Origin of the sequence: Veillonella sp. S13054-11 (assembly GCF_002959795.1) — a bacterium.
Lineage (GTDB): Bacteria > Bacillota > Negativicutes > Veillonellales > Veillonellaceae > Veillonella > Veillonella parvula_E.
Genome location: NZ_PPCY01000001.1, coordinates 306,695 through 329,992, shown reverse-complemented (window position 1 = coordinate 329,992; position 23,298 = coordinate 306,695). Strand labels below are relative to the sequence as shown.

The window sequence follows — 23,298 nt, the reverse complement described above, 5'->3', positions numbered from 1 at the left end:
CATATAATAATTTATTTATTTTTATAGAAAAACCACTATACAAGCGACTGGTCCCTTGTTATAATCGTGAATGTAAAATGAATTATAAACTTAAATGAGAAGAACATGAACTTTATAAAAGAGGTCGATTTTGAAAAGAAAATCGAAAGTAGAAGGGAAAGATTATGAGTCGCGTGGTTGATTTACATGGTTGCATTTTGCCAGCTGTGTTAGGCCCACAAGGGCCTCAAACAATGGCAGAATCAGTAAAAATGATTAAGTCCTTGTCTGAACAAGGTATTACAGATATTTTTAGTACGCCTGATGTAACAGTATCTATGGATCTGAACACATGGAATGCTATAAACTCTTTAGTTAATGAAGTAAAAGTTATGGTTAAGGAGCAACAAGTAGATATAACTATTCACAGTGGAGCTCGCGTAATGCTTTGTGATGAAATGGTTGCATATATAGCTTCTCATCGCAATCAATATACGTTGGGAGATAGCCATTTTATATTAGTTGCTCTTCCACAAAATAGCAAAGTGCATCATATTAATGCGTGGTTATTAAGTCTACTAGATATGGGGCTTGTACCTATTATTAGTGAAGTAGAAACTTATGGACAATTATTTACTAAACCTGAACAATTACTAGCATGGGTTGATAGAGGTATTTTGATTCAATGTAATATGGCATCTTTTGATCATGGTAACGCTAACTATGATAGGGCTATTGAATTATATCGAAATGGTTTAATTCATTTCTTTGGTACTGGTTACAGCGATGGCTGTGATGTTGAGGCGTACCAAGGTTATGTGGAAGCAATTTCTGAATTAGACAATACGTATAAAAAAGATTTGTTGCCAAATATCCATCTTAATGAACGCGACCTCTTAGCTAATCGCACATTTTATCCTTCTGTCCCATCTAGTTGGGTGGGGAAAAAGGGTAATTTCTTAACTCGTCTATTTGGCTTTGCATTATAATTTATATAGGTTCTTTTATCCATGTCATATTGGCATAGATAGAGGGACCTATTTTTACTTTATATTGTATTTAGGGTTGAAAACAACCACCATATATAGTATACTGAGAGGGCGGTAAAAATAGAGGGGTTTTCTAATAATTCTTTACATTTTTACATATAAATTTATAAAAAGTGTGATTAGACATACTTTTTATACTTCTTAACATATATTTTGGCAGTAACAAGATGGGGAGGTTGCCAATATGTTGCAGGTCATTAAGCGTGATGGCACGAAGGTACCATTCGACAAAAACAAGATTGCTTTGGCTATTGAAAAAGCTGAACATAGTAGTACTGGGTTGTACGAAGAGGGCTTGGCACAGCGTATTGCAAATGAAATTGAGGAATATGCTACTAAGCTTCAAAAAGACATGACAATTTATGCTATTGAAGATCAAGTGTATTATAAGTTGATTGAGTATCATAATCCTGCAACGGCACGTGCCTATGAAGGTTACAAAGCTGTTCAAGCTTTTAAACGCCGTCAAAATACAACTGATGATGATGTAATTGGTTTATTAGATCGTAGTAATATCAGTGTTCTTGATGAAAATTCTAATAAGGATGCTGCTATTGTATCTACCCAACGGGATTTAATTGCTGGTGAAGTATCTAAGGATATTGCTCGTCGTAAATTGATTCCTACCGATATTTTGGAAGCCCATGATAGTGGAGCTATCCACTTCCATGATATGGATTATATTATTCAACCTATGTTTAACTGTTGCTTGATTAATTTGGAAGATATGCTTACAAATGGCACAGTAATCAATGGTAAAAAAATCGATACACCTAAGTCTTTCCAAGTTGCTTGTACTGTAACAACACAAATCATTGCACAAGTAGCATCTGGTCAATATGGTGGTCAAAGTATTAATGGTATTGACCGTATTTTGGCACCATTTGTACGTAAATCTTATGAAAAAATCCTCAATAATGTTATTGAAGAGCAAGTTGAGATTTATGGCATGGAGCCTAATATGGAAAAGGCTCGTGAAATAGCGTGGAAACGTACGCGTAAAGAGGTTAAAGATGGTATCCAAACTATTCAATACCAAATCAATACATTGATGACCACAAATGGTCAATCTCCATTTGTTACATTATTTATGTATTTCCAACCAGACTATGAATACGCGAAGGAAGCGGCTCTTATTACAGAAGAAATTTTGCGCCAACGTATTAAAGGTGTAAAAAACGAAGCCGATGTATATATTACACCAGCCTTTCCTAAGTTGATTTATGTTCTTGATGAGCATAATGTAACACCAGATAGTTCATACTATTACTTAACTGAATTGGCAGCACAATGTACGGCTAAGCGCATGTACCCTGACTATATTTCTGCAAAGAAAATGAAGGAAAACTACTCAGGTAATGTCTTTAGTCCTATGGGCTGTCGATCCTTCTTATCTCCTTGGAAGGATGAAAATGGTGAATACAAGTTTGATGGACGTTTTAACATTGGTGTAGTAAGTTTAAACTTACCTCAAATTGGCATTCTAGCTCGCGGTAGTGAAGAACGATATTTTGAAATTTTAGATAAACGACTTGAGTTGGCAGAAAAAGCACTAATGCTTCGTTATGAATTACTTAAGGACGTAGTGAGTGATGTGTCACCAATCCATTGGCAACACGGTGCTATTGCAAGACTTAAAAAAGGCGAGAAAATTGCCAAATTCTTGACTGGCGGTTATGCGACTATTTCCTTGGGATATATTGGTATTTATGAAGCAACTCGCTTAATTACCGGTGAATCGAATACAGGCGAGAAAGGTCGCGTTTTTGCGATGAAGATTATGGATCGCTTAAATGCAGCTGTTGATGAATGGCGAGTTAAACATAACATGGGCTTTGCATTATATGGTACACCTGCTGAAAGTTTAACCCATCGATTCTCTTCTTTGGATCGCGCTCGTTTTGGTATTATTGAGGACATTACGGATAAGGGTTATTATACTAATAGTTATCATGTAAGCGTACGAGAAGAGATTAATGTATTTGATAAGTTCTCCTTTGAATCTGAGTTCCAAAAGAAATCTACAGGTGGCTGTATTTCCTATGCAGAAATTCCTAATATGACTAATAATATTCCAGCTGTTTTGACTATGATTCAATATATTTATGATCATATTTCTTATGCTGAATTTAATACCAAGTCTGACTATTGTCACGAATGTGGCTTTGATGGAGAAATTAAGGTAAATGAACATAACGAGTGGGAATGCCCTCGTTGCCACAATACAAATCGCGATAAATTAACTGTTATCCGTCGTACTTGTGGATACCTTGGCGAAAACTTCTGGAATGAAGGGCGCACAAAGGAAATTAAAGATCGTGTAATGCACATTTAAGATTATTAGAGGTATAGTTTTAATAATTATCCTGTATATTAAGCATATTAAGATAAACTGTTATATAGATTAATATAATTATCATAGACATCTAATGATGTGGGTATGTTAATAGATACGATTTTAGAGTTCTAAATACGATAGTTTTAAATGGTAAAAGCTGTGCCTAAGGCACAGCTTTTACTGTATATATGAGAAATTGAAATATATCTATATAGTGTTGATTAAAGTTGATAGGCACTACTATGGAGGTTATGATGAGATATGGGCAAATAAGACAATATGATATTGCCAATGGAGAAGGGATTCGTACATCTATATTTGTAACAGGTTGTACACATTGTTGTTATAATTGTTTTAATGAAGAATACCAAGATTTTAATGCTGGTAAGGTATGGACGCAAGCTGAGACAGATTTAGTGGTTTCCTATGTGAAGAATCCTACATGTTCAGGTTTAACATTATTAGGTGGGGAGCCATTTCAAAATGTACAAGGCTTATTACCGGTGGTGAGAGCTGTTCGAGCAGCGGCGCCAAAAAAGAAGATTTGGGCCTATTCCGGCTATGAAATAGATGATATCTTAGAAGATGAGTTGCGAAGTGCTTTATTACAAGAAATCGACATTCTCGTAGATGGCCGCTTTGTAGATGAACTTAAGGATCCTGCTTTGCGCTTCAGAGGTTCTTCAAATCAGCGTATCATTGATGTTAAAAAGACATTAGCGGCTGGGGAAATTGTATTAGCGATGGAGTAAATATGATATATGATAAACGATTTATAGGACTCATTATTATAGTTGGCTTTATAGCAGGGCTAGTAGGGGCTTCCTATACGTATTTATTACATGGAATCCAACATTTCGTATATAATTACTCCTCTGCTGATCATCTGAGCTTTGGTGCAGCTGTGGCCCGAGTATCACCGATAGAACGATTAATACCCTTAATCGTCTGTGGCGTGATAGGTGGCGTAGGTTGGGTTTTGATTCACAGATATGGTAAAGGCGTTGTAGATATAAAAACGGCAGTTTCTGGTAAAATGGATATGAATCCAATTACTACTGTTTTACATGCAACACTGCAAATAATTACGGTAGGTATTGGTTCTCCATTAGGTCGAGAAGTTGCACCACGTGAGGCTAGCGCTGGTATTACTACCTTTTTAGTTAAACATTTTGATATAAAACAAGAAGACCGTCAATTATTAATTGCATGTGCTGCAGGCGCTGGTTTAGCTGCAGTTTATAATTCACCATTATCTGCGGCAATTTTCACATTAGAAACTTTGCTTCTTACTTGGAATATACGGGCTATGAGTGCAGCCCTCTTATGTTGTGGTTTGGCTACATTTGTGACGCGACAAGCTGGTGTAGGAGATGTTATACAATATACAATGGCACAACCCAGTTTGGGAAGTCATTATGTAGAGTTTTCTATCGTTTTAGGCGCTATTATTGCAATTGGTGTTGTTTTATTTAATATTACACAAAGTAAGCTACCCGCCATTCATCGTAGTAGTCCTGTAATGATTCCCATTTCTATCGTAGCATTTACACTAATTGGTGTTTTAGCTATGTATTTTCCTGAAATTCTTGGAAATGGTAAAGCAGGCAATGAGTTGACTTTTACGAACGATATCACATGGACATATGCATTGGGTTTATTTGGATCCAAATGGGTAGCTGTTTTACTTGCTTTGGCCGCTGGTGCATATGGTGGTCGTATTACACCATCTATGATGTTAGGTAGTACTTTGGGGATCGTATTTGGTACCGTATGGGCTATTGCTATAGCGCCAGTATCTTTGGGAATGTCTGCTTTTGTGGGGGCCGTAGTATTCTTAGGCCTTGCACAAAAAATGCCTATGACATCTTGTGTATTTATGCTTGAATTATCTCGTTTCTCTGTAGAGATGTTGTTTCCTATAGCTTTAACAATGGGGACAGCCCTTATGGTAGAGCAAATTATTCAATCAAAATTAAATAGCGCTAAGTAGCAATAAATAACAGTTAATAAAAGTTAAATATAATATATAGAAAAGAAGCGGATAGTTGAGTTAATCAGCTATCCGCTTTTAATGTATATGTAATTATACGATTTTGGCGTTCTTATCGTATTCCTCGCCACCCGCATCAGGAAGCATGCCATATTCTACAGTCCACAAGTGTTTATATTTTAGTGCTTGATTGTGAATACGTTCGATTTGCGTTTCATCTGTACGAGCTATGCGAGCTGGGATTCCAACAACTAAAGAATTAGGTGGGATTACAGTGTTCTCCTTTATGACTGCACCAGCAGCAATAATAGAGCCAGAGCCAATATGACAACCGCTCAATACAATAGCGCCCATTCCAACTAATACATTATCTTCGATAGTACTAGCGTGTACTATTGCACCATGGCCAATTGTTACATAATCTCCAAGAATGCAAGCCCTGTCGTCATCAACGTGTAATACAGAGTTATCCTGTACATTGGAATAGCGACCTACTACAATTTTATTTACATCACCGCGAAGTGCACAGTTTTGCCAAATGGAAGCATATTCTTTTAGTTCAACATCACCTGCAAGTTCTGCACCAGGCATAACACAACTTTTGGGATCTAATTTGGGGTATTTTCCGTGAAATGGTAACATAAGGAACTCCTAATTTATTAACTATACGATTTCAATAAGACGTTGTGCTTTACGAATAGACATAATAGCTTCGTTCATTACTGTTTGTACTATAGTGTGAGCAGGTTCAATAGTAGTAAGTCGGTTTAAACCTTGTCCAACTTGTACAGCACCATTTACAACATCGCCATCGATAGCAGCACGTTTGTTAGTGCCTTGGGACATTTTGGTGCGTTCTTCAGGAGTAGTGACACCATCTGTTTCGGCAGCTAAGTAACGTGTAGTGAATTCGTTTTTCAAGCTACGTACTCCACCGTGACCGGAGAGGAGACCCGTTACAACAGAGTCTGTATCTGTGGCTTTGATAATTGCTTCTTTCATATTTATGTGGGCTTGGCATTCTTCAGCTAACAAAAAACGGGAACCCATTTGTACACCCTCAGCACCCATCAACAATGCTGCTGCAATACCACGACCATCTACGATAGCGCCTGCTACAACAACAGGAATGGAAATCTCAGGTAAAATATTTTCCATCAAGGACATGGTTGTTTGGCTACCAATATGTCCACCAGCTTCCATACCCTCAATAATAATTGCATCAGCACCAGCTTCTTCAATGCGTTTAGCAAGTTTTAGAGATGGGACAACAGGGATAACTTTAATGCCTGCATCTTGCAATGGTTTAATATATGGTACAGGATTGCCTGCTCCAAGTGTTACAAATGCAGGCTTTTCTTCAATGATAATATCCACTAATTCGTCTTTATTGGGAGCCATTAACATGAGATTGACTCCGAAAGGCTTATCCGTTAAGTCTTTACAAGCACGAATCTCGTTGCGCGTCCATTCTGCATCACGACCACCAAGAGCAATTACACCTGTAGCACCTGCATTAGCTACGGCAGCAACTAGTTTGTGTTCAGATACCCAAGCCATAGCACCTTGGATGATAGGGTATTCGATTTGTAAAAGTTGTGTTAATGCTGTTCTCATAAAGCCTCCTATGATAACAATTAGATTTACTGAAACTTTATTATACCTTTATACGAGAATTTTATATAAGAATGATTTTATTTTCTTATATAAAAATAGAGTATTAATAAAGTCAAGAATATTCATCAGTATATACTTATATACTAAAGAGATTAAGCATAATATTATTTGGAGATTATATGTAATCATATAATCTCTTCTCTATATAATAGTATAATATAGTAATTATGTACACCTTAGATAAGGTTATTATAGTTATTTATTTAAACAATATGCTTTCAAAATTAATTTCCAATTATTGGATTAAAATAAAATATTCAGCAGTAGTCTAAAGATAAAAAAACTAAATGATAATATATTTCAAATGAGTTAAGTAGTAGAAAACCGCATAGTATCTATGATTATTAAATATTATAAAAAATGAGAAAATAAGAAAATGAGTATTGAAAAGTTTCGATGTCTTTGATATACTACATTACAGATAGAGTATCTGAATTAATTAAAGATAAACATTAAACAATAATTTTCAAGTGAAGGAGGAAATACACATGGAAAAATATGTATGCGTAGTATGTGGTTGGGTTTATGACGAAGCTGTTGAAGGCGTAAAATTCGAAGATCAACCAGCTGATTATGTTTGCCCAATTTGCGGTGTTGGTAAAGACCAATTCGAAAAAATGTAATTGACTTACCAAAAGGCTATCTTGAGTCCACTTGAGATAGTCTTTTTTATTTGACAAAGCACCATGTCATGTTTATAATATTATGAGTCGAGGTAAGATTATGAAACTGCAAGTAGAGCAAGCAAAAGAACATATAGGAAAGAAATTTCCTTATAGCTATACGATATCAGCCTCTGAGCTTGGTGACGTAACTGCTTTTCCTTGGAGCCGTCATGATATAACCATTAGTGGTGAGTTTTGGTTTGATGGTCAAAATTACATCGTTCAAGGTTCGATTCAGTCTAAAGGCGATTATGATTGTTCCCGTTGTTTAAATACCACAGAACATTATCGAAAAGATTTCTTTGAGGAAATCTTTAGTGATTGTCGAGATGCTGCAGATGATGTGAATTCTTTTGATGGAGAAGAAATTGACTTAACTGAACTAATTAGGGATACATTAATCATCAATGAGCCCTCTCAAGTGTTATGTCAGGATGATTGCAAAGGATTGTGCGTTCATTGCGGAGCAAATTTAAATGTTTCACCTTGTTCTTGTGAATCCTTTGTGGTGGATCCTCGATTTGCAGAGTTACGTGCTTTGCTTGATGAGAAAGATGATAGATTATCCTAATGATTGTACTAAGGAGGTGCAGATAATGGCAGTACCTAAACGTAGATTGTCTAAATGCCGTCGCGATCGTCGTCGTGCTAATTGGAAATTAGAAGCTCCTGGTTATGTAGCATGTCCACAATGCCACGAACCTAAGATGCCTCATCGTGTTTGCCCTACATGTGGTCACTATAAAGGTGAACAAGTAGTAGCTAATGCTTAATATGTGAGCAGAGAGAGACGCCTACTTTGTAGGCGTCTTTTTTATATGCTTTCAAAATATACACTCATATTTTTATATGTTTTGTTATCAATAGCAAGTGTCACTATTTTATAGTAAGATTATTCTATAAGATGGTGACACATTTTTATTTTTTATAAACAATAATACTAAAATATAAAAAAACAACTATATTTTGTATATGCTATGAAAATATCTTACTATATGTATGAAAAGTCTTGCCAATAAGGGAATTATTGTATATACTTAGGATGTAATATTAATACTAGGTCATAAAAGGTGGTCCTATGAGTCGGTTAAAGAAGCAAGAGCGCCAGAAGCAGTTACAAGAAAAACTGAATATTACGCCATTTCTTACTGATGAAGAATTGGCAACACACTTTGGTGTAAGTGTGCCAACAATTCGTCTCGATCGACTAGAATTGGGTATTCCTGAATTGCGTGAACGCATTCGTGTTATGGCTACAGGTCAATCACATGAAATGGCAGAACATGTATCATATGAAGTGGTTGGCGAATTGATTGATGTCACCGAGGGGCACCAAGCATTATCTATGTTGCGTACTACGGCTGATATGGAAGATCAATTCGGATATGTAGAACCGCAGTATTTATATGCGCAAGCAAATTCCCTTGCAAAAGTGGTTATGGGGACGACTGTTTGCTCTGCGGAAGTTGGAAATATAAAATATAAAAACCCGGTAGGATCTGGTACTAATTTGGTAGCGAAAGCAGAAATTGTTCGTCGCCGAGGTAATAAGTTCTTTATTTGGGTTATAATAAGAGATAAAATAAAAGAAGTGTTTCGCGCAAAATTTATTATGGAATCCGTAGAGAATAGGGTGTAAATTATGAAAATTGCAATAGACGCCATGGGTGGCGACTTTGCTCCAATGGAGACTGTACTTGGATCCATTGAAGCCGTACGAGCAAATCAACACATTGAAGTGGTGCTCGTCGGCGATGAGCAGCAAATTTTTGATATATTAGAAGCTAATAATGAAGCTAAGAATCCACGTATTTCTGTACATCATGCTAGCCAGGTAATCGGCATGGATGAACATCCAGGTCAAGCATTGCGCAAGAAAAAAGATGCATCTGTTGTGGTCGCTACTTCGTTGGTTCGCGATAATCGTTGTGATGCTGTAATTGCTCCGGGGAGTACGGGAGCTGCTGTTGCAGCGGCTTTGTTTGGTCTCGGTCGCATTAAGGGCATTGACCGCCCTGTCATTGCAACTCCAATGCCAACGGTAAGTGGTATAACAGTTATGTTAGACTCTGGTGCAAATTCTAATAGTAAACCTAAACATCTTGTACAAGGTGCTTTAATGGGGTCTGAATACGCTAAGCTTTTATTAGGAAAAGAAAATCCTACTGTAGGATTGTTAAATATTGGTGAAGAGGCCACAAAGGGGAACGATGTCGTATTGGCGACGTATCCGATTTTGGAGGGTATGAAGACTATCAATTTTAAAGGAAATATTGAAGGTCGTGATATTCCTAAAGGTGCCGTTGATGTTGTCGTATGTGATGGCTTCGTAGGCAATGTGGTACTTAAATTTGCGGAAGGTTTAGTAACAGGTCTTACGCAATTAGTAAAGGATAGTATCATGGCAGGAAGTATTTTCGCCAAGATAGGAGCTATGCTTGTAAAGCCAGCTTTGAAAAAGATGGCAAAACGTTTGGATCACACAGAAAATGGTGGTGCTCCGCTCTTGGGAGTTAATGGGGTATTCATGATTGCTCATGGTAGTTCTAAAGCAAAAGAAATAAAAACTGCTATTGAAATTGCTAGTGATTTAGTAGAGCGTAAAATTATTCAACACATAAGAGAAACGATGGATATTGAAGGAGCCTTAAAGTATGACTATGATGAATAAACCTGTAGGAATCATTGGTACTGGGAGCTTCCTTCCTGACAATGTAGTAACAAACTTTGATCTTGAAAAAATGGTTGATACCAATGATCAATGGATTAGAGAGCGTACGGGTATAGAAGAACGACGCATTGCACCGGAAGGTATGAATACATCCTATATGGCGACAGAGGCAGCAAAAAAAGCTATGCAAATGGCTAATGTCACTGCAGAGGAAATCGACATGATTATCTTTGCTACCTTAACACCAGATATGATTATTCCTTCGGCAGCTTGTGTATTGCAAGCGAACTTAGGCGCCAAAAACGCTGCAGCCTATGATTTACAAGCGGCATGCTCTGGGTTTGTATATGGATTGATTACTGCCGCTAGTTATATTAGTTCTGGTATTTATAAAAAAGTACTCGTCGTGGGGGCGGAAATCCTTTCCCGTCGAGTAAACTGGAATGATCGTGGTACATGTATCCTCTTTGGTGATGGTGCTGGGGCTGCAGTAGTATCTGAAGTACCTGAAGGCTATGGCATTAAAGGTATTGACATGGGCGCCGATGGCACTGGCGGACCAGCGCTTTGCATTCCTGCAGGTGGCACTGCTGTGGTGGCAAATGATCAACGCGTAGAAGAGGGCTTAACATTTATTCATATGGATGGCCCTGAAGTATATAAATTTGCCGTTAAAACGATGGGGCGTACGGTTTTAAAATCCTTAGAACGCGCTGGTATGGAGTTAAACGAATTAGATTACTTCATTCCTCATCAAGCGAATATTCGTATTATTGATTCGGCAGCCAAACGTTTACATCTGCCAATGGAAAAAGTTTTTGTTAATTTACATAAGTATGGTAATACATCTGCCGCGTCTGTAGCGATTGCACTTGATGAAGCTAATCGCGAGGGACGTTTCAAACGCGGTGATAATGTTGCGTTTGCAGGATTTGGTGCAGGCCTAACATGGGCAAGCCTGGTCTTGAAATGGTATTAAGGAGGACACATCAAGATGATTAAGACTGACATTTGTGATTTATTGCAGATTGAGTATCCAATCTTTCAAGGTGGTATGGCTTGGCTCGGTACTGCAGAATTAGCGGCAGCCGTTTCTGAAGCTGGTGGCCTTGGGATTATTGGTGCTGGTCATATGCCTCCTGATATTTTCCGTAATGAAATCCATAAATTAAAAGAGCGCACTAGCAAGCCTTTTGGCTGTAATATTATGCTCATGTCTCCATTTGTAAAAGAGGTTATGGAAGTAGTTGTGGAAGAACGTGTTCCTGTTATCACTACAGGTGCAGGTAATCCTGGTGTTTATGTTCCCGCTTTGAAAGAAATTGGTACAAAAGTTATTCCTGTAGTTGCATCAGTATTACTTGCAAAGCGCTTATTACGTGGCGGTATTGATGCAATTATTGCTGAAGGTACAGAGTCTGGTGGTCACGTAGGTGATATTACAACTATGGCATTAATTCCTCAAGTAGTTGATGCTGTAGATGTACCAGTTATTGCTGCTGGTGGTATTGCAGATGGTCGTGGTATGGCTGCGGCATTTGCATTAGGTGCTAAAGCGGTACAAATGGGGACACGATTCGTATTATCCGAAGAATGTATTGCCCATGAAAATTATAAAAATGCTGTATTGAAAGCAAAAGATCGTGCTACAGTTATGACTGGCTTAACAACAGGTCATCCTGTACGTATTATAGATAATGCGTTAGCTCATAAATATAAATCCCTTGAATTTAGTGGTGGTTCTAAAGAGGAATTGGAAGCATTAGGCGCTGGCACACTTCGTTTAGCTGCTATTGATGGTAATATAAAAGAAGGTTCTGTAATGATCGGTCAAATTTCTGGTATGTTAACAGATGTTAAACCATGTGAAACTATCATTAAAGATATCATGACTGAAGCTGAAACAGTGATTAAGAATCTTCAAGGTCTTAGTAAATAAGGAGGCCCCTAATGAAAACGGCATTTGTTTTTCCTGGTCAAGGTTCTCAAAAAGTAGGCATGTTACAAGATTTGTATAATGCGTATCCTATTGTAAAACAACGTTTTGAAGAGGCTGACGAAGCACTTGGTTACTCCATCAGTAAATTATGCTTCGAAGGTCCTGATACAGAGCTCGTTAAAACAGCAAATACACAACCAGCTATTTTGACTGCATCCGTAGCTTGTTATGAAATCCTAAAAGAACAAGGCTTTACGCCTGATATCGTAGGCGGGCATAGTCTTGGTGAGTATAGTGCTCTAGTAGCAGCTGGTGTATTGAACTTTAAAGACGCAGTATATGTAGTTCATAAACGCGGTGAATATATGCAAGAAGCTGTGCCATTGGGTAAAGGCGCTATGGCGGCAATTTTGGCATTACCTCGTGAGCAAGTTGTAGAAATTTGTGAAGAAGTAAATGCTTCTGTAGGTTCTGTACAAGCAGTTAACTTCAATTGCCCTGGACAAATCGTTATTGCCGGTGAAACTGCAGCGGTGGAAACAGCAGCTGAAAAAATGAAAGAAGCAGGAGCGAAACGTGCAGTAATGCTTCCTGTGAGTGCTCCATTCCACAGCCGTTTGATGGAACCAGCAGCTCTTCGGTTAAAGGAAGAATTGGATAAGATCCAAGTGAGTGATGCACAAATTCCTGTAGTTGCAAATGTTACTGGTAAGATTTTGACTAATGCCAATGACATTAAAGAGTCCTTAGTTACTCAAGCCGCTAACCCTGTTTTATGGGAAGATTGTGTAGCTGAAATGGTAAACTTTGGTGTTACTCGCTTTGTTGAAGTGGGACCTGGGAAAGTACTTACAGGTTTTACTAAAAAGATTAACAAAGATATGGAATTAGCCAATGTTGAAGACATTGCATCCTTAGAGAAAACGCTTGAATTTTTGAAGGGGGTTCGATAAAATGCATTTAGAGGGTAAAGTAGCCATTGTAACTGGCGCATCCCGTGGCATTGGTCGCGCTGTAGCTATCAATCTAGCACAATCTGGTGCTGATGTTGTAGTAAACTATAGCGGTAGCGAAGGTGCAGCGCAAGAAACTGTTGAAGCTGTACAAGCGTTAGGCCGCAAAGCCATTAAAATTAAAGCCAATGTAGCCAATGTAGATGAAGTTGCTTCCATGGTGGAAGAAGCTCATAAAGAATTTGGTCACATTGATATTCTCGTGAATAATGCGGGGATTACGCGTGACGGTTTGTTAATGCGAATGAAAGACGAAGATTTTGATGCTGTTATCGATATCAACCTAAAAGGTGTTTACTTGGTAACTAAAGCAGTATCTAAAATCATGATGAAACAACGTTCTGGTCATATTATTAACATGACATCTGTTGTAGGTGTTATGGGTAATGCTGGTCAAACTAACTATGCTGCTTCTAAAGCGGGCGTAATTGGTTTTACTAAATCCTGTGCTAAAGAATTGGCTAGCCGTGGTATTACAGTTAATGCTATTGCTCCAGGCTTTATCAACACAGATATGACCGATGTATTACCAGAAAAAGTTAAAGAAGCTATGGTTACTGAAATTCCATTGGGCCGTATGGCTGATGCTGAAGAAGTAGCAACAGTAGTAACATTCCTTGCTAGCGATTTTGCTAATTATATTACGGGTCAAGTCATCAATGTTGATGGTGGCATGGTAATGTAGTTGTAAAATTAGACTATATATAAATACACTTTGAAAGGAGGTGAACCACTAATGAACACTTTCGATAAAGTTAAAGCAATCGTTGTGGAACAATTAGGCGTTGATGAAGCTGAAGTTACCATTGATTCTACATTCATCGACGACTTAGGCGCTGACTCCTTAGATATCGTTGAATTGATCATGGCATTTGAAGAAGAATTCAATGTTGAAATCCCTGACGACGTTGCAGAAAAAATTAAAACCGTTAAGGATACAGTAGAATATATTGATTCTGCTAAATAAGCTGTAAAGCTAACAATTCAACCGAACGGGAGGCCGAGTGGCCTCCCAACCGGTTTTATTTACAGGAGGATTTGATAGTGAAGCTCCCTGAACTTCGCATTGGGAATCTAGTGGCCAAAGTACCTATTATTCAAGGTGGTATGGCGATTAGATTGTCTACAGCTCGCTTGGCAGCAGCCGTTGCAAATGAAGGTGGTATCGGCCTTATTGCGGCATCGGGCTTGCCTTTCGATGAATTACGATACGAAATACAATTAGCTAGAAAATTATCACCTACGGGTATTATTGGTATAAATGCGATGGTAGCAGCAACTCAATTTGCTGGCTTAGTAAAGACTGCCATCGAAGAAGGCATTGATCTTGTAGTAGCAGGTGCTGGTTTTTCAAGAGATATGTTCGCAATGGGCAAAGAGTCTGGTACTCCTATTGTACCAATTGTTTCGTCCGCAAAATTAGCTCGCATTTCTGAAGGTTTAGGTGCTGCAGCTGTAATCGTAGAAGGCTGTGAAGCTGGTGGACACTTGGGGACGGATCGTTCCGCTCGAGAAATCGTTCCCGAAGTTGTAGCAGCGGTAAAAAACATTCCAGTAATTGCTGCTGGTGGTGTTCTAGATGGCCATGATATCGTTGAAATGTTAAAAATCGGCGCTAGTGGTGTTCAAATGGGTAGCCGTTTTGCTGCTTCTGATGAATGTAATGCATCTGATGAATTGAAAAAAATGTATGTACGAGCTACAAACCCTGAGGATATAGTATTGATTCAAAGTCCTGTTGGTTTGCCTGGTCAAGCAATAAAAAACAAATTTGCTGAATCTGTTTTAGATGGTACTGTAGCGCCTCCAACGGTGTGTGATAACTGTTTAAAACATTGTTCCCATAAATTCTGCATTATCCGTGCTCTTTCTCGCGCACAACAAGGTGATGTGGAAACGGGGTTGGTGTTCTCTGGCAATAATATGAGAAAAGTCGATAGGATTATGCCAGTTAAAGATATCTTTGCTCAATTAAAACAGCAAGTAGCAGAGATTGATTAATTTAAAGGGCTGTATAGCTATAAGAGGTGGAATAATTGGAAAAACGTGTAGTAATTACTGGCTTAGGGGCAGTGACTCCTGTAGGTATCGGTAAAGAGAACTTCTACAATGCGTTATTGGCAGGTCAATCTGGTATTGGGCCGATTACACGCTTTGACGCATCTGACTATGCAACACGCATTGCGGGTGAAGTAAAAGACTTTGATATTACAAACTATGGGGTAGACAAGAAAGAAGCTCGTCGTATGGACCGTTCTGTAGAATTTGCTATCGGTGCAGCTGTTCTTGCTTGTGAAGATGCTGATCTTGATTTAGATAAAGCAGATTTAGATCGCTGTGGTACTGTAGTTGGTACAGGTATAGGCGGCATTGACTCTATCCATGAGGTGTATGAAACATTATTCGAAAAAGGTCCTGGCCGTGTAAGTCCATTTGCAGTACCTATGATGATTGCAAATATGACATCTGCACGCGTATCTATTCGCCTTGGTCTTAAAGGTCCAGTTATTACAGACGTAACTGCTTGTACTTCTGGTACAAATGCGATTGGCGATGCATTCCGTATCATCCAACGTGGAGATGCTGATGTGATGTTTGCTGGTGGTACTGAGGCTGCGGTATCTCCGGCTGCTGTAGCTGGTTTTGCGGCTATGAAAGCTATGTCTACACGCAATGATGAGCCAACAAAGGCGTCCCGTCCATTTGACCGTGACCGTGATGGTTTCGTAATGGGTGAAGGTGCTGGTATCGTAGTTCTTGAAGAATTAGAACACGCAAAAGCACGCGGTGCGCATATCTATGCTGAAGTTGTGGGCTATGGTAGCAATGGTGATGCTTACCATATCACTGCACCAGCTCCAGGTGGTGTTCAAGCTCGTAAATGTATGGAATTAGCAATTAAAGATGCAGGTATTGATCCTAAAGACGTTAACTATATCAATGCTCATGGTACATCTACTGGCCTTAATGACCAAAATGAAACATTGGCTATTAAAGAATTGTTCGGCGATCACGCTAAAAATATCGCTGTTAACTCTACAAAATCCATGACAGGTCACTTGTTAGGTGCTGCTGGTGCTATCGAAACTATCGTAATGGCGATGGCTATCGAAACTGGTAAAGTTCACCCTACAATTAACTGTGACAATCCTGATGAAGGTTTGGATCTAGACTATGTTCGTGAAGGCGCACGTGAACTTAAAGTAAAATGTGCACTTTCTAACTCTTTCGGTTTTGGTGGTCATAACGGTACACTTTGCATTCGCCGTTATGAAGCTTAATGGTTACTATCGAAACGCATAAGAGTAAGATAACACAAGCTCGTGAAGAATCTCTTCATGAGCTTGTTGCTCGTTTAGACATACCTGTGTCAGATATATCCATTATAGATTGTGCTTTTACACATACTTCTTATGCGAATGAACATAAATCAAAGCATATTCATCACAATCAGCGATTAGAGTTTTTAGGCGATGCTGTTTTGGACCTTATTATTGGGGAATACCTATTTAAGACATATCCAGATATGGCTGAAGGTAATTTAACGAAAATTAAGGCCGCTACAGTGTGTGAGGATTCTTTAGCATCTGTGAGCCGTTCTTTGCAACTAGGACAATATTTATTGCTTGGTCATGGAGAACGCGCTTCCGGTGGTAACGATCGAAACTCTATATTAGCGGATACCTTTGAGTCTCTCATCGGTGCCATTTATATTTCTACAGATTATCAAACGGCTATGGCCTTCGTTTTAAAGCATTTAACTACCTATATCATACAAGCCTTAGAAGGTAAACGGGGCAAAGATTATAAGACATTATTACAAGAATATGTGCAACGTGATGGGGATAAACATATTGTCTATCATTTGCTCAGTGAAAGTGGTCCCGATCATGCTAAAACCTTCCATATGGAGGTTGAAATTAATGGTGTTACTTACGAGGCCGGCTCTGGTAAAAGTAAAAAAATTGCAGAACAACATGCGGCTCAATTGACTTTAGAAAAGTTGATGGCTGATAAATAGAAAAGCGCCGAATGGCGCTTTTTTTTGTATAATAGTATGTGACTAATATAGTATGTGAGTAATAATCTATATAATGGTAGATGAATAATGATCTATATAATGATAGATGAACAATAATCTATATAATACTAGATGAATAATAATTTTTACATAAGAAGAGGAGGTGTCTATGAAACCATTTGGTATGATTCCCTTTTTTATACCTCACGTAGGTTGTCCCTATGTGTGTACATTTTGCAATCAATCTCGTATTACGGGCCAATCTGGTATTAGTCACCTAACTACAGAATATATACAACAAACAATCAAAGACTATGTAGGGACAAAGCGTAATGAAAAGTTTTGGGAGGTTGCCTTTTATGGTGGATCATTTACGGCTATTCCTAAAGATTTACAACATAAATTATTAATGCCTGCTTATGAAATGCTTCAACAAGGTTTCATTGATGGCATACGTTGCTCTACAAGACCTGATGCTGTAGGTAATGAAGCGATTACATTATTACAGTCTTATGGAGTAAAAACTGTAGAACTTGGTGTGCAGTCTATGAATGATGGTATTTTAGTTGATGCTAAGAGAGGGCATACGGCACAAGAGGTAGTAGAGGCTGTTGCACGATTAAAACATCGTGATATGACTGTTGGCGTTCAACTTTTACCAGGACTAAAAGGAGAGACTTGGCAAACCATAATAGAAACGGCCATTGCAGTAGCCGCATTACGACCTGATTTTGTACGTATCTATCCCGTACTAGTTATAGAAAATACAGAGCTAGCCGACCAGTATAGAGCTGGAGAATATGAACCACTAAGTACTGAGCTAGCTATACAGTATTGTGCATTTTTAAAAGATTGGTTTGAACAGCATGGTATTGAAGTCATTCGTACGGGTTTACAAAGTACAGAAGAATTAGATTCCGGTAATAGCTTAGTGGCAGGTCCATATGAACCAGCTATGGGAGAGCTAGTTGTGAATGAACAGTATAAGCAGCGAATTGAACGTTGTATTGATGAGCATGTGTCTCAGTATACGTACTCACTAAGTAACGATTGTTTTACTCTAACTGAATTCACTACTTATGGAAACCTAGAATTAAGTAGAGTTAATGCTGATAATAGTGGATATATAGATAACACTAATAATGATAGAACAAATTATATTAGGAATAATGGTATTGCAGTACAGCATAATATTGTTATTTCTTATCCGAGACGCTTAACATCTAAGGTGCGAGGCCTTAATAATCGAAACGTTAAATATTTTCAGATTCAGTATCCGCAGTATGCATTTGAATGGTGCGAAGATAGCACGAGAAATACCGTTCTTTGCTGTATTGATGGCCTACAATATATGTTATAATTAAAGATATGATTATTCGGGATTGTTAGTAGAAAGGAGGCAGTCATGCAATTACTTCGGTTGGAATTAAAGGGCTTTAAATCGTTTGCTGATAAAACGATTGTAAAATTCTCACCAGGAATGACTGCCGTTATTGGTCCTAACGGAAGTGGTAAAAGTAATATTACGGATGCTATGAAATGGGTATTGGGAGAATCCAATGTCCGTAATTTGCGCGGTCAAAAAGCAGAGGATATTATTTTCTCTGGTACGGAAAAGCGCAAACCTATGAGCGCTGCTGAGGTTACACTTGTGTTTGACAATAGTGACCAACAATTAGATATAGATATGGCTGAGGTGGCTATAACACGCCGTATCTATCGTACTGGTGAAAGTGAGTTTCTCATTAATAAGCGATCTTGTCGTTTAAAGGACATACATCTTTTACTAGCAGATACCGGTCTTGGTAGAGATTCCATGGCCATCATTGGTCAGAACCGAATTGACGCTATTTTAAATTCTAAACCTGAAGAACGTCGTCTTATCTTTGAAGATGTAGCAGGTATTTCTCGCTTTAAGATCAATAAAGAAGATGCATTGCGTCGTATTGCCAGTACAGACCGTAATATGGAGCGTGTACGTGACGTAATGGCTACCATTGAAGAGCAATTAGGCCCTTTGTCTGAAAAAGCAGAAAAGACTAAAAAATATATGACCTTAAGCCGTACAAAGCGCGATTATGATGGAGCTTTAGGCTTTCACAATTATAAGACCTCTGATCGTCTTTTAACGCGTTTTGAAAACGATAATATTGCTTTTAAAGATGAAGAAATTGAGCTTCAAACTGAATTGTCTAAATTAGAGGCTCGTCGTCACGAATTGCAATCGTCCTCGTCAAAAGAGCAGGAACAGCTTAAGTTGTGGGAGGCTCAGTATACTGAAAAACAACGTGATGAAGAACGCTTAGCTGGTCATTTACGTCTCTTAGAAGAGCAATTAAAAACAGCGCGCCGTGAATTAGATGAAACGTCTATGCGCATTAGCGAGCTAGAGGCTACGCAAAAGGGCGAGGAGCAACAATTGCGCATCTTAAATCAATTGATTCAAGATGAAAGTGCTCAATTAGTAGAGAAAGAGTCTAATTTAAAAGAATTAGAAGGAACCTACAAAAAGGCTGTTGAAGATGTAAGGGCAGAACAAGCTAAGTTCCAATTCTTGCAATCTAATCGAGAGGCTTTTGAGCAACGTCAATTAGAAGTTGTGAGTGCTATTGAAACGGCTAAGGCTAGTATTCGGAGCTTAGAAGCTCGCAAGGTAGAAAGCAAAAATCAATGTGCTATTCTAGAATCTGAGATAGCACAGGTAGATAGTGAACTACAAGTCGCTCGTTCTGAATTTGAAACGCTAGGTCAAAAATTTAATGCCTTATCTGCTCAACGACAAGCCCTCGTTGATGATGCTAAGAATGCGGCTATGAAAGCGCGTGAAGAGCGTAAGAAATTACAAAAGCTGCGCACTCAAGAACAACGTGCAAAAGGTCGATTAGAACTCTTAGCACAGTGGGAGGAACAGCACGAAGGTTACTTAGAAGGCACAAAGAACATCCTCAACGGTAAAGGGTCCTGGCGCGAACAAATCACAGGCGCTGTTGGTGATCTCTTTACGGTAGAGGACAAATATACTACGGCTATCGAAACGGCCTTAGGCGGAAGTGTTAACCATGTTGTGACTACTACAGCTCGCGCTGCTGCGGAGGGTGTCAATTATTTGAAATCTATCCAAGGTGGTCGTGTAACCTTCTTGCCGATGGATTCAGTAAAAGGTAAACCATATGATACACCGGCTTTACATGAAAGCTGTGTATTAGGCACTGCTGTTGATTGTATTTCCTTTGATAATAAGTACGCTCATATTTTCCAATACCTGTTGGGGCGCACCTTGGTAGTATCTTCCATGGATGATGCCATTGGATTACAGAAAAAATACAATCAGCAATTGCGCATCGTAACTCTTACAGGGGAACAATTTCAACCTGGTGGTTCTCTAACCGGTGGTGCTACAAAGCGTAAGCGTGCTTCTGTATTGAGCCGCAAGGAAGAGGCTGCTAGTCTTGAACAAGAACTGGTACAAATTGAAGGACAAATTTGCTCCTTAATAGCTAACTTAGAACGCCTTGAAAAACGGGTTGAAGAGGCTGAAAAGGAACAAGCGACTCTTGATGAAAGCTATCAACATACAAATTTACTCTATGTGGCGAGCGAAACAAAGGTACAAAATATACAAAATCAGCTAGATCGTAAGAAACGTGTTCTCCATGAAGAAGAGCAACGTTTAGTACATATTGATATTGATTTGGCTACTACAACTGCTAACTTGAAAGATCAAGAAACTGCATTAACTTCTTTGCAAGAGGATCATGGTGTGGATGGTAATCAAGGGGCGTTGATGGATCGATTGACTGTGTTGCAAAAGGTGCAACAAGAGGCGTATGAAGCTTTTACAGAAGCTCGCCTTACTTGTGATACCTTGCGACATACCATTCAGGAACGGGAAACACAACGTGAACAGCGTAATCAATCTATTTCTAGTATTATTGAGCGCTTAACACCACTTCGTAATTTGTTAGTGAGTACTACACAACGTTGTGAAGAGGAATTACCTAAGGCTCAAGAAGCTGCAGAACAAGAGTTGTCCTCTGCTACGGCTGAGGTTGAACGATTACGTGCTCTTCGTGATGAAGCCTATGATAAAACATCTACGGGGCGCGATGAAATGGAATCTATCCTCAGTGAGCAAGACCGATTAAATCAACGCTATAAAGTGGTGCAAGGTCGTCTTGTTGATATGGAAGGTAAAATTACACGTCATCGCATGGACTGTGAGCGCTTTGTAGAAGAATTACAAGAGCTAGGTTTTACTTTGGAAGATGCTCAAGCTCTTCGCATTGAAGGATCTGTTAACGATTGGAAGGATGAGCAAGCTCGTTTGATGGCTGAAATTGCCGAACTGGGTCCAGTCAATCCAAATGCCGTTGAGGAATACGAAGAGACTAAAGAACGATATGATTTCTTAACTACACAATTAGCTGACTTAGATACGGCAAAGGCGCAACTACAGGCGGTTATTGCCGAAATGGATAAGGCTATGAGTACACAGCTATACGATGTATTGGATGTGGTAGGCTGTAGATTCCAAGAAGTATTCAGCCAATTGTTTGGTGGTGGTACTGCGCAAATTGTACTGACTGATCCAGATAATATTTTGACGGGTGGTATTGACTTCTACATTCAACCACCAGGGAAAAAGCGTCAACAATTGACACTCTTATCGGGTGGCGAGCGTGCTCTTACGGTTATCGCTTTATTGTTCTCATTCCTTGACTATCGTCCAGCTCCGTTCTGTGTGCTTGACGAAGTTGACGCGGCGCTTGACGAAGCTAATGTTGAACGATTTAGCTCTTACTTAAATCGAATAAATAAAGAAACACAATTTATCGTTGTATCTCACCGTAAAAAGACGATGGAAGCTGCCGAAGTACTACAAGGGGTAACCATGGTGGAACGCGGTGTATCGCGATTATTAACAGTAGCATTTGAAGATGTGAAGGAGGATCTAGCATAATGGCATTTGGATTCTTTGATAGAATTAAAGACGGTTTAGAGAAAACTCGTAAGTCTTTTGTAAAAAATGTAGAAAGCATCGTTATTGGTTATGCGCAAATCGATGATGATTTTTTAGATGATTTAGAAGCAGTTATGCTTACTAGTGATCTAGGTCCTAAGACGACAGAATACTTGATGAAAGAAATTCGTCGTGGTGTAACAGAAGGTATCATCAATCATACAGGCGATGTAATGCCGTTTATGGAAGACCGCATCACGGAAATGCTCATCGATCAAGAAGATGAAATTACTTTGCACCATCCTGAGGTCATCCTTGTAGTTGGTGTAAATGGTGTTGGTAAAACAACGACAATCGCTAAATTGGCTAACTATTATACTAAAGAAGGTAAAAAGGTTATCATTGCTGCAGGTGATACATTCCGTGCCGCTGCAGCTGACCAATTATCCATTTGGGCTGATCGCGTTGGTGTACCGATTGTTAAACATAAAGAAGGTGCAGATCCTGCTGCCGTTGTATATGATGCAATGGAAGCTGCGAAAGCTCGTAATGCAGACCTTGTTATCGTAGATACGGCTGGTCGTCTACATACTAAGGTTAACCTTATGGAAGAGCTTAAAAAGATGGGGCGCGTAGCGAATAACCACGTAGAAGGTGCGCCGCATCAAACATTGCTCGTTTTAGATGGTACTACGGGTCAAAATGCAGTAAGCCAAGCTAAATTATTTGGTCAAGCTGTACCAGTAAATGGTATTGTAGTAACTAAACTAGATGGTACAGCAAAAGGCGGCGTAGTTATCTCTATTAAAGAGGAACTGGGCGTACCCGTACGCTGGATTGGCGTTGGCGAAGGTATGGATGACTTGCGTCCATTTAATGCAAAAGAATTTGCTAATGCACTATTTAATAAAGGAATGATTCAAGGTGACAAATAAATATAACCGGGAATTCTTACTTGAATATGTAGAATCTGAAAATAAAAAAAATGAATGT

Annotated in this window: 22 protein-coding genes; 20 read left to right on the top strand and 2 right to left on the bottom strand. The window is 38.9% G+C overall.

Annotation, left to right across the window (positions count from 1 at the left end; all coding sequences use genetic code 11):
* Positions 1-164 precede the first annotated feature (164 nt).
* The 4 genes from VPHSUH08_RS01585 to VPHSUH08_RS01570 all read left to right on the top strand — a co-directional run bounded on the left by VPHSUH08_RS01585 (position 165) and on the right by VPHSUH08_RS01570 (position 5,359).
* Complete coding sequence (locus tag VPHSUH08_RS01585; protein WP_012864184.1) at positions 165-968, top strand: tyrosine-protein phosphatase; 804 nt, start codon at positions 165-167, stop codon at positions 966-968.
* 244 nt (positions 969-1,212) lie between these two features.
* Positions 1,213-3,363 (top strand): anaerobic ribonucleoside-triphosphate reductase, encoded by a 2,151-nt coding sequence (gene nrdD / locus VPHSUH08_RS01580; protein ID WP_012864185.1) that lies wholly within the window; start codon positions 1,213-1,215, stop codon positions 3,361-3,363.
* A gap of 257 nt (positions 3,364-3,620) precedes the next feature.
* Complete coding sequence (gene nrdG / locus VPHSUH08_RS01575; RefSeq protein ID WP_012864186.1) at positions 3,621-4,118, top strand: anaerobic ribonucleoside-triphosphate reductase activating protein; 498 nt, start codon at positions 3,621-3,623, stop codon at positions 4,116-4,118.
* A 2-nt stretch (positions 4,119-4,120) separates the two neighbouring features.
* Positions 4,121-5,359: a chloride channel protein gene (locus VPHSUH08_RS01570; protein WP_012864187.1), complete on the top strand. Its 1,239-nt coding sequence runs from the start codon at positions 4,121-4,123 to the stop codon at positions 5,357-5,359.
* 93 nt (positions 5,360-5,452) lie between these two features.
* On the opposite strand, the gene VPHSUH08_RS01565 is transcribed toward VPHSUH08_RS01570, so the two are convergent.
* Entirely contained in the window at positions 5,453-6,001 is a 549-nt protein-coding gene (locus VPHSUH08_RS01565; protein WP_004693416.1) for a gamma carbonic anhydrase family protein, read from the bottom strand.
* 21 nt (positions 6,002-6,022) lie between these two features.
* Positions 6,023-6,976, bottom strand: coding sequence for a nitronate monooxygenase (locus tag VPHSUH08_RS01560; protein WP_004697213.1), 954 nt, complete (start codon positions 6,974-6,976; stop codon positions 6,023-6,025).
* Between the two features lie 548 nt (positions 6,977-7,524).
* Between VPHSUH08_RS01560 and VPHSUH08_RS01550 the strand changes: the two genes are divergently transcribed.
* The 16 genes from VPHSUH08_RS01550 (at position 7,525) to ftsY (ending at position 23,240) form a co-directional block, all read left to right on the top strand.
* The gene (locus VPHSUH08_RS01550; RefSeq protein ID WP_004693422.1) at positions 7,525-7,659 is read left to right on the top strand and encodes a rubredoxin; all 135 of its coding nucleotides are present in this window, start codon (positions 7,525-7,527) and stop codon (positions 7,657-7,659) included.
* A 100-nt stretch (positions 7,660-7,759) separates the two neighbouring features.
* On the top strand, positions 7,760-8,272 hold the full coding sequence (locus tag VPHSUH08_RS01545) for a DUF177 domain-containing protein (protein ID WP_004693424.1): 513 nt from the start codon (positions 7,760-7,762) through the stop codon (positions 8,270-8,272).
* Positions 8,273-8,297: 25 nt separating this feature from the next.
* On the top strand, positions 8,298-8,474 hold the full coding sequence (gene rpmF, locus VPHSUH08_RS01540; protein WP_004693428.1) for a 50S ribosomal protein L32: 177 nt from the start codon (positions 8,298-8,300) through the stop codon (positions 8,472-8,474).
* 305 nt (positions 8,475-8,779) lie between these two features.
* The gene (gene fapR / locus VPHSUH08_RS01535) at positions 8,780-9,340 is read left to right on the top strand and encodes a transcription factor FapR (protein ID WP_004693429.1); all 561 of its coding nucleotides are present in this window, start codon (positions 8,780-8,782) and stop codon (positions 9,338-9,340) included.
* A 3-nt stretch (positions 9,341-9,343) separates the two neighbouring features.
* A complete protein-coding gene (gene plsX, locus VPHSUH08_RS01530) occupies positions 9,344-10,372 on the top strand; it encodes a phosphate acyltransferase PlsX (RefSeq protein WP_004693432.1) in 1,029 nt (342 codons plus the stop codon).
* Entirely contained in the window at positions 10,356-11,351 is a 996-nt protein-coding gene (locus tag VPHSUH08_RS01525) for a beta-ketoacyl-ACP synthase III (RefSeq protein WP_012864189.1), read from the top strand. The genes plsX and VPHSUH08_RS01525 overlap by 17 nt, the downstream gene beginning before the upstream one ends.
* A 15-nt stretch (positions 11,352-11,366) precedes the next feature.
* Positions 11,367-12,311, top strand: coding sequence for an enoyl-[acyl-carrier-protein] reductase FabK (gene fabK, locus VPHSUH08_RS01520; RefSeq protein WP_004693435.1), 945 nt, complete (start codon positions 11,367-11,369; stop codon positions 12,309-12,311).
* Positions 12,312-12,322: 11 nt separating this feature from the next.
* On the top strand, positions 12,323-13,264 hold the full coding sequence (fabD, locus tag VPHSUH08_RS01515) for an ACP S-malonyltransferase (RefSeq protein WP_004693437.1): 942 nt from the start codon (positions 12,323-12,325) through the stop codon (positions 13,262-13,264).
* 1 nt (position 13,265) lies between these two features.
* Positions 13,266-14,009 (top strand): 3-oxoacyl-[acyl-carrier-protein] reductase, encoded by a 744-nt coding sequence (fabG, locus tag VPHSUH08_RS01510; RefSeq protein WP_105086565.1) that lies wholly within the window; start codon positions 13,266-13,268, stop codon positions 14,007-14,009.
* 51 nt (positions 14,010-14,060) lie between these two features.
* Entirely contained in the window at positions 14,061-14,291 is a 231-nt protein-coding gene (locus VPHSUH08_RS01505) for an acyl carrier protein (RefSeq protein WP_004693441.1), read from the top strand.
* A gap of 77 nt (positions 14,292-14,368) precedes the next feature.
* Positions 14,369-15,325 (top strand): nitronate monooxygenase family protein, encoded by a 957-nt coding sequence (locus VPHSUH08_RS01500; RefSeq protein WP_004693443.1) that lies wholly within the window; start codon positions 14,369-14,371, stop codon positions 15,323-15,325.
* Between the two features lie 35 nt (positions 15,326-15,360).
* The gene (gene fabF / locus VPHSUH08_RS01495; protein ID WP_105086564.1) at positions 15,361-16,605 is read left to right on the top strand and encodes a beta-ketoacyl-ACP synthase II; all 1,245 of its coding nucleotides are present in this window, start codon (positions 15,361-15,363) and stop codon (positions 16,603-16,605) included.
* The gene (rnc, locus tag VPHSUH08_RS01490; protein ID WP_105086563.1) at positions 16,605-17,345 is read left to right on the top strand and encodes a ribonuclease III; all 741 of its coding nucleotides are present in this window, start codon (positions 16,605-16,607) and stop codon (positions 17,343-17,345) included. The genes fabF and rnc overlap by 1 nt, the downstream gene beginning before the upstream one ends.
* Before the next feature lie 169 nt (positions 17,346-17,514).
* The gene (locus VPHSUH08_RS01485) at positions 17,515-18,705 is read left to right on the top strand and encodes an elongator complex protein 3 (RefSeq protein WP_105086562.1); all 1,191 of its coding nucleotides are present in this window, start codon (positions 17,515-17,517) and stop codon (positions 18,703-18,705) included.
* A 45-nt stretch (positions 18,706-18,750) separates the two neighbouring features.
* Positions 18,751-22,305, top strand: coding sequence for a chromosome segregation protein SMC (gene smc / locus VPHSUH08_RS01480; protein ID WP_105086561.1), 3,555 nt, complete (start codon positions 18,751-18,753; stop codon positions 22,303-22,305).
* A complete protein-coding gene (ftsY, locus tag VPHSUH08_RS01475; protein WP_004693455.1) occupies positions 22,305-23,240 on the top strand; it encodes a signal recognition particle-docking protein FtsY in 936 nt (311 codons plus the stop codon). Before smc ends, ftsY begins: the two co-directional genes overlap by 1 nt.
* The last annotated feature ends 58 nt before the right edge of the window (positions 23,241-23,298 follow it).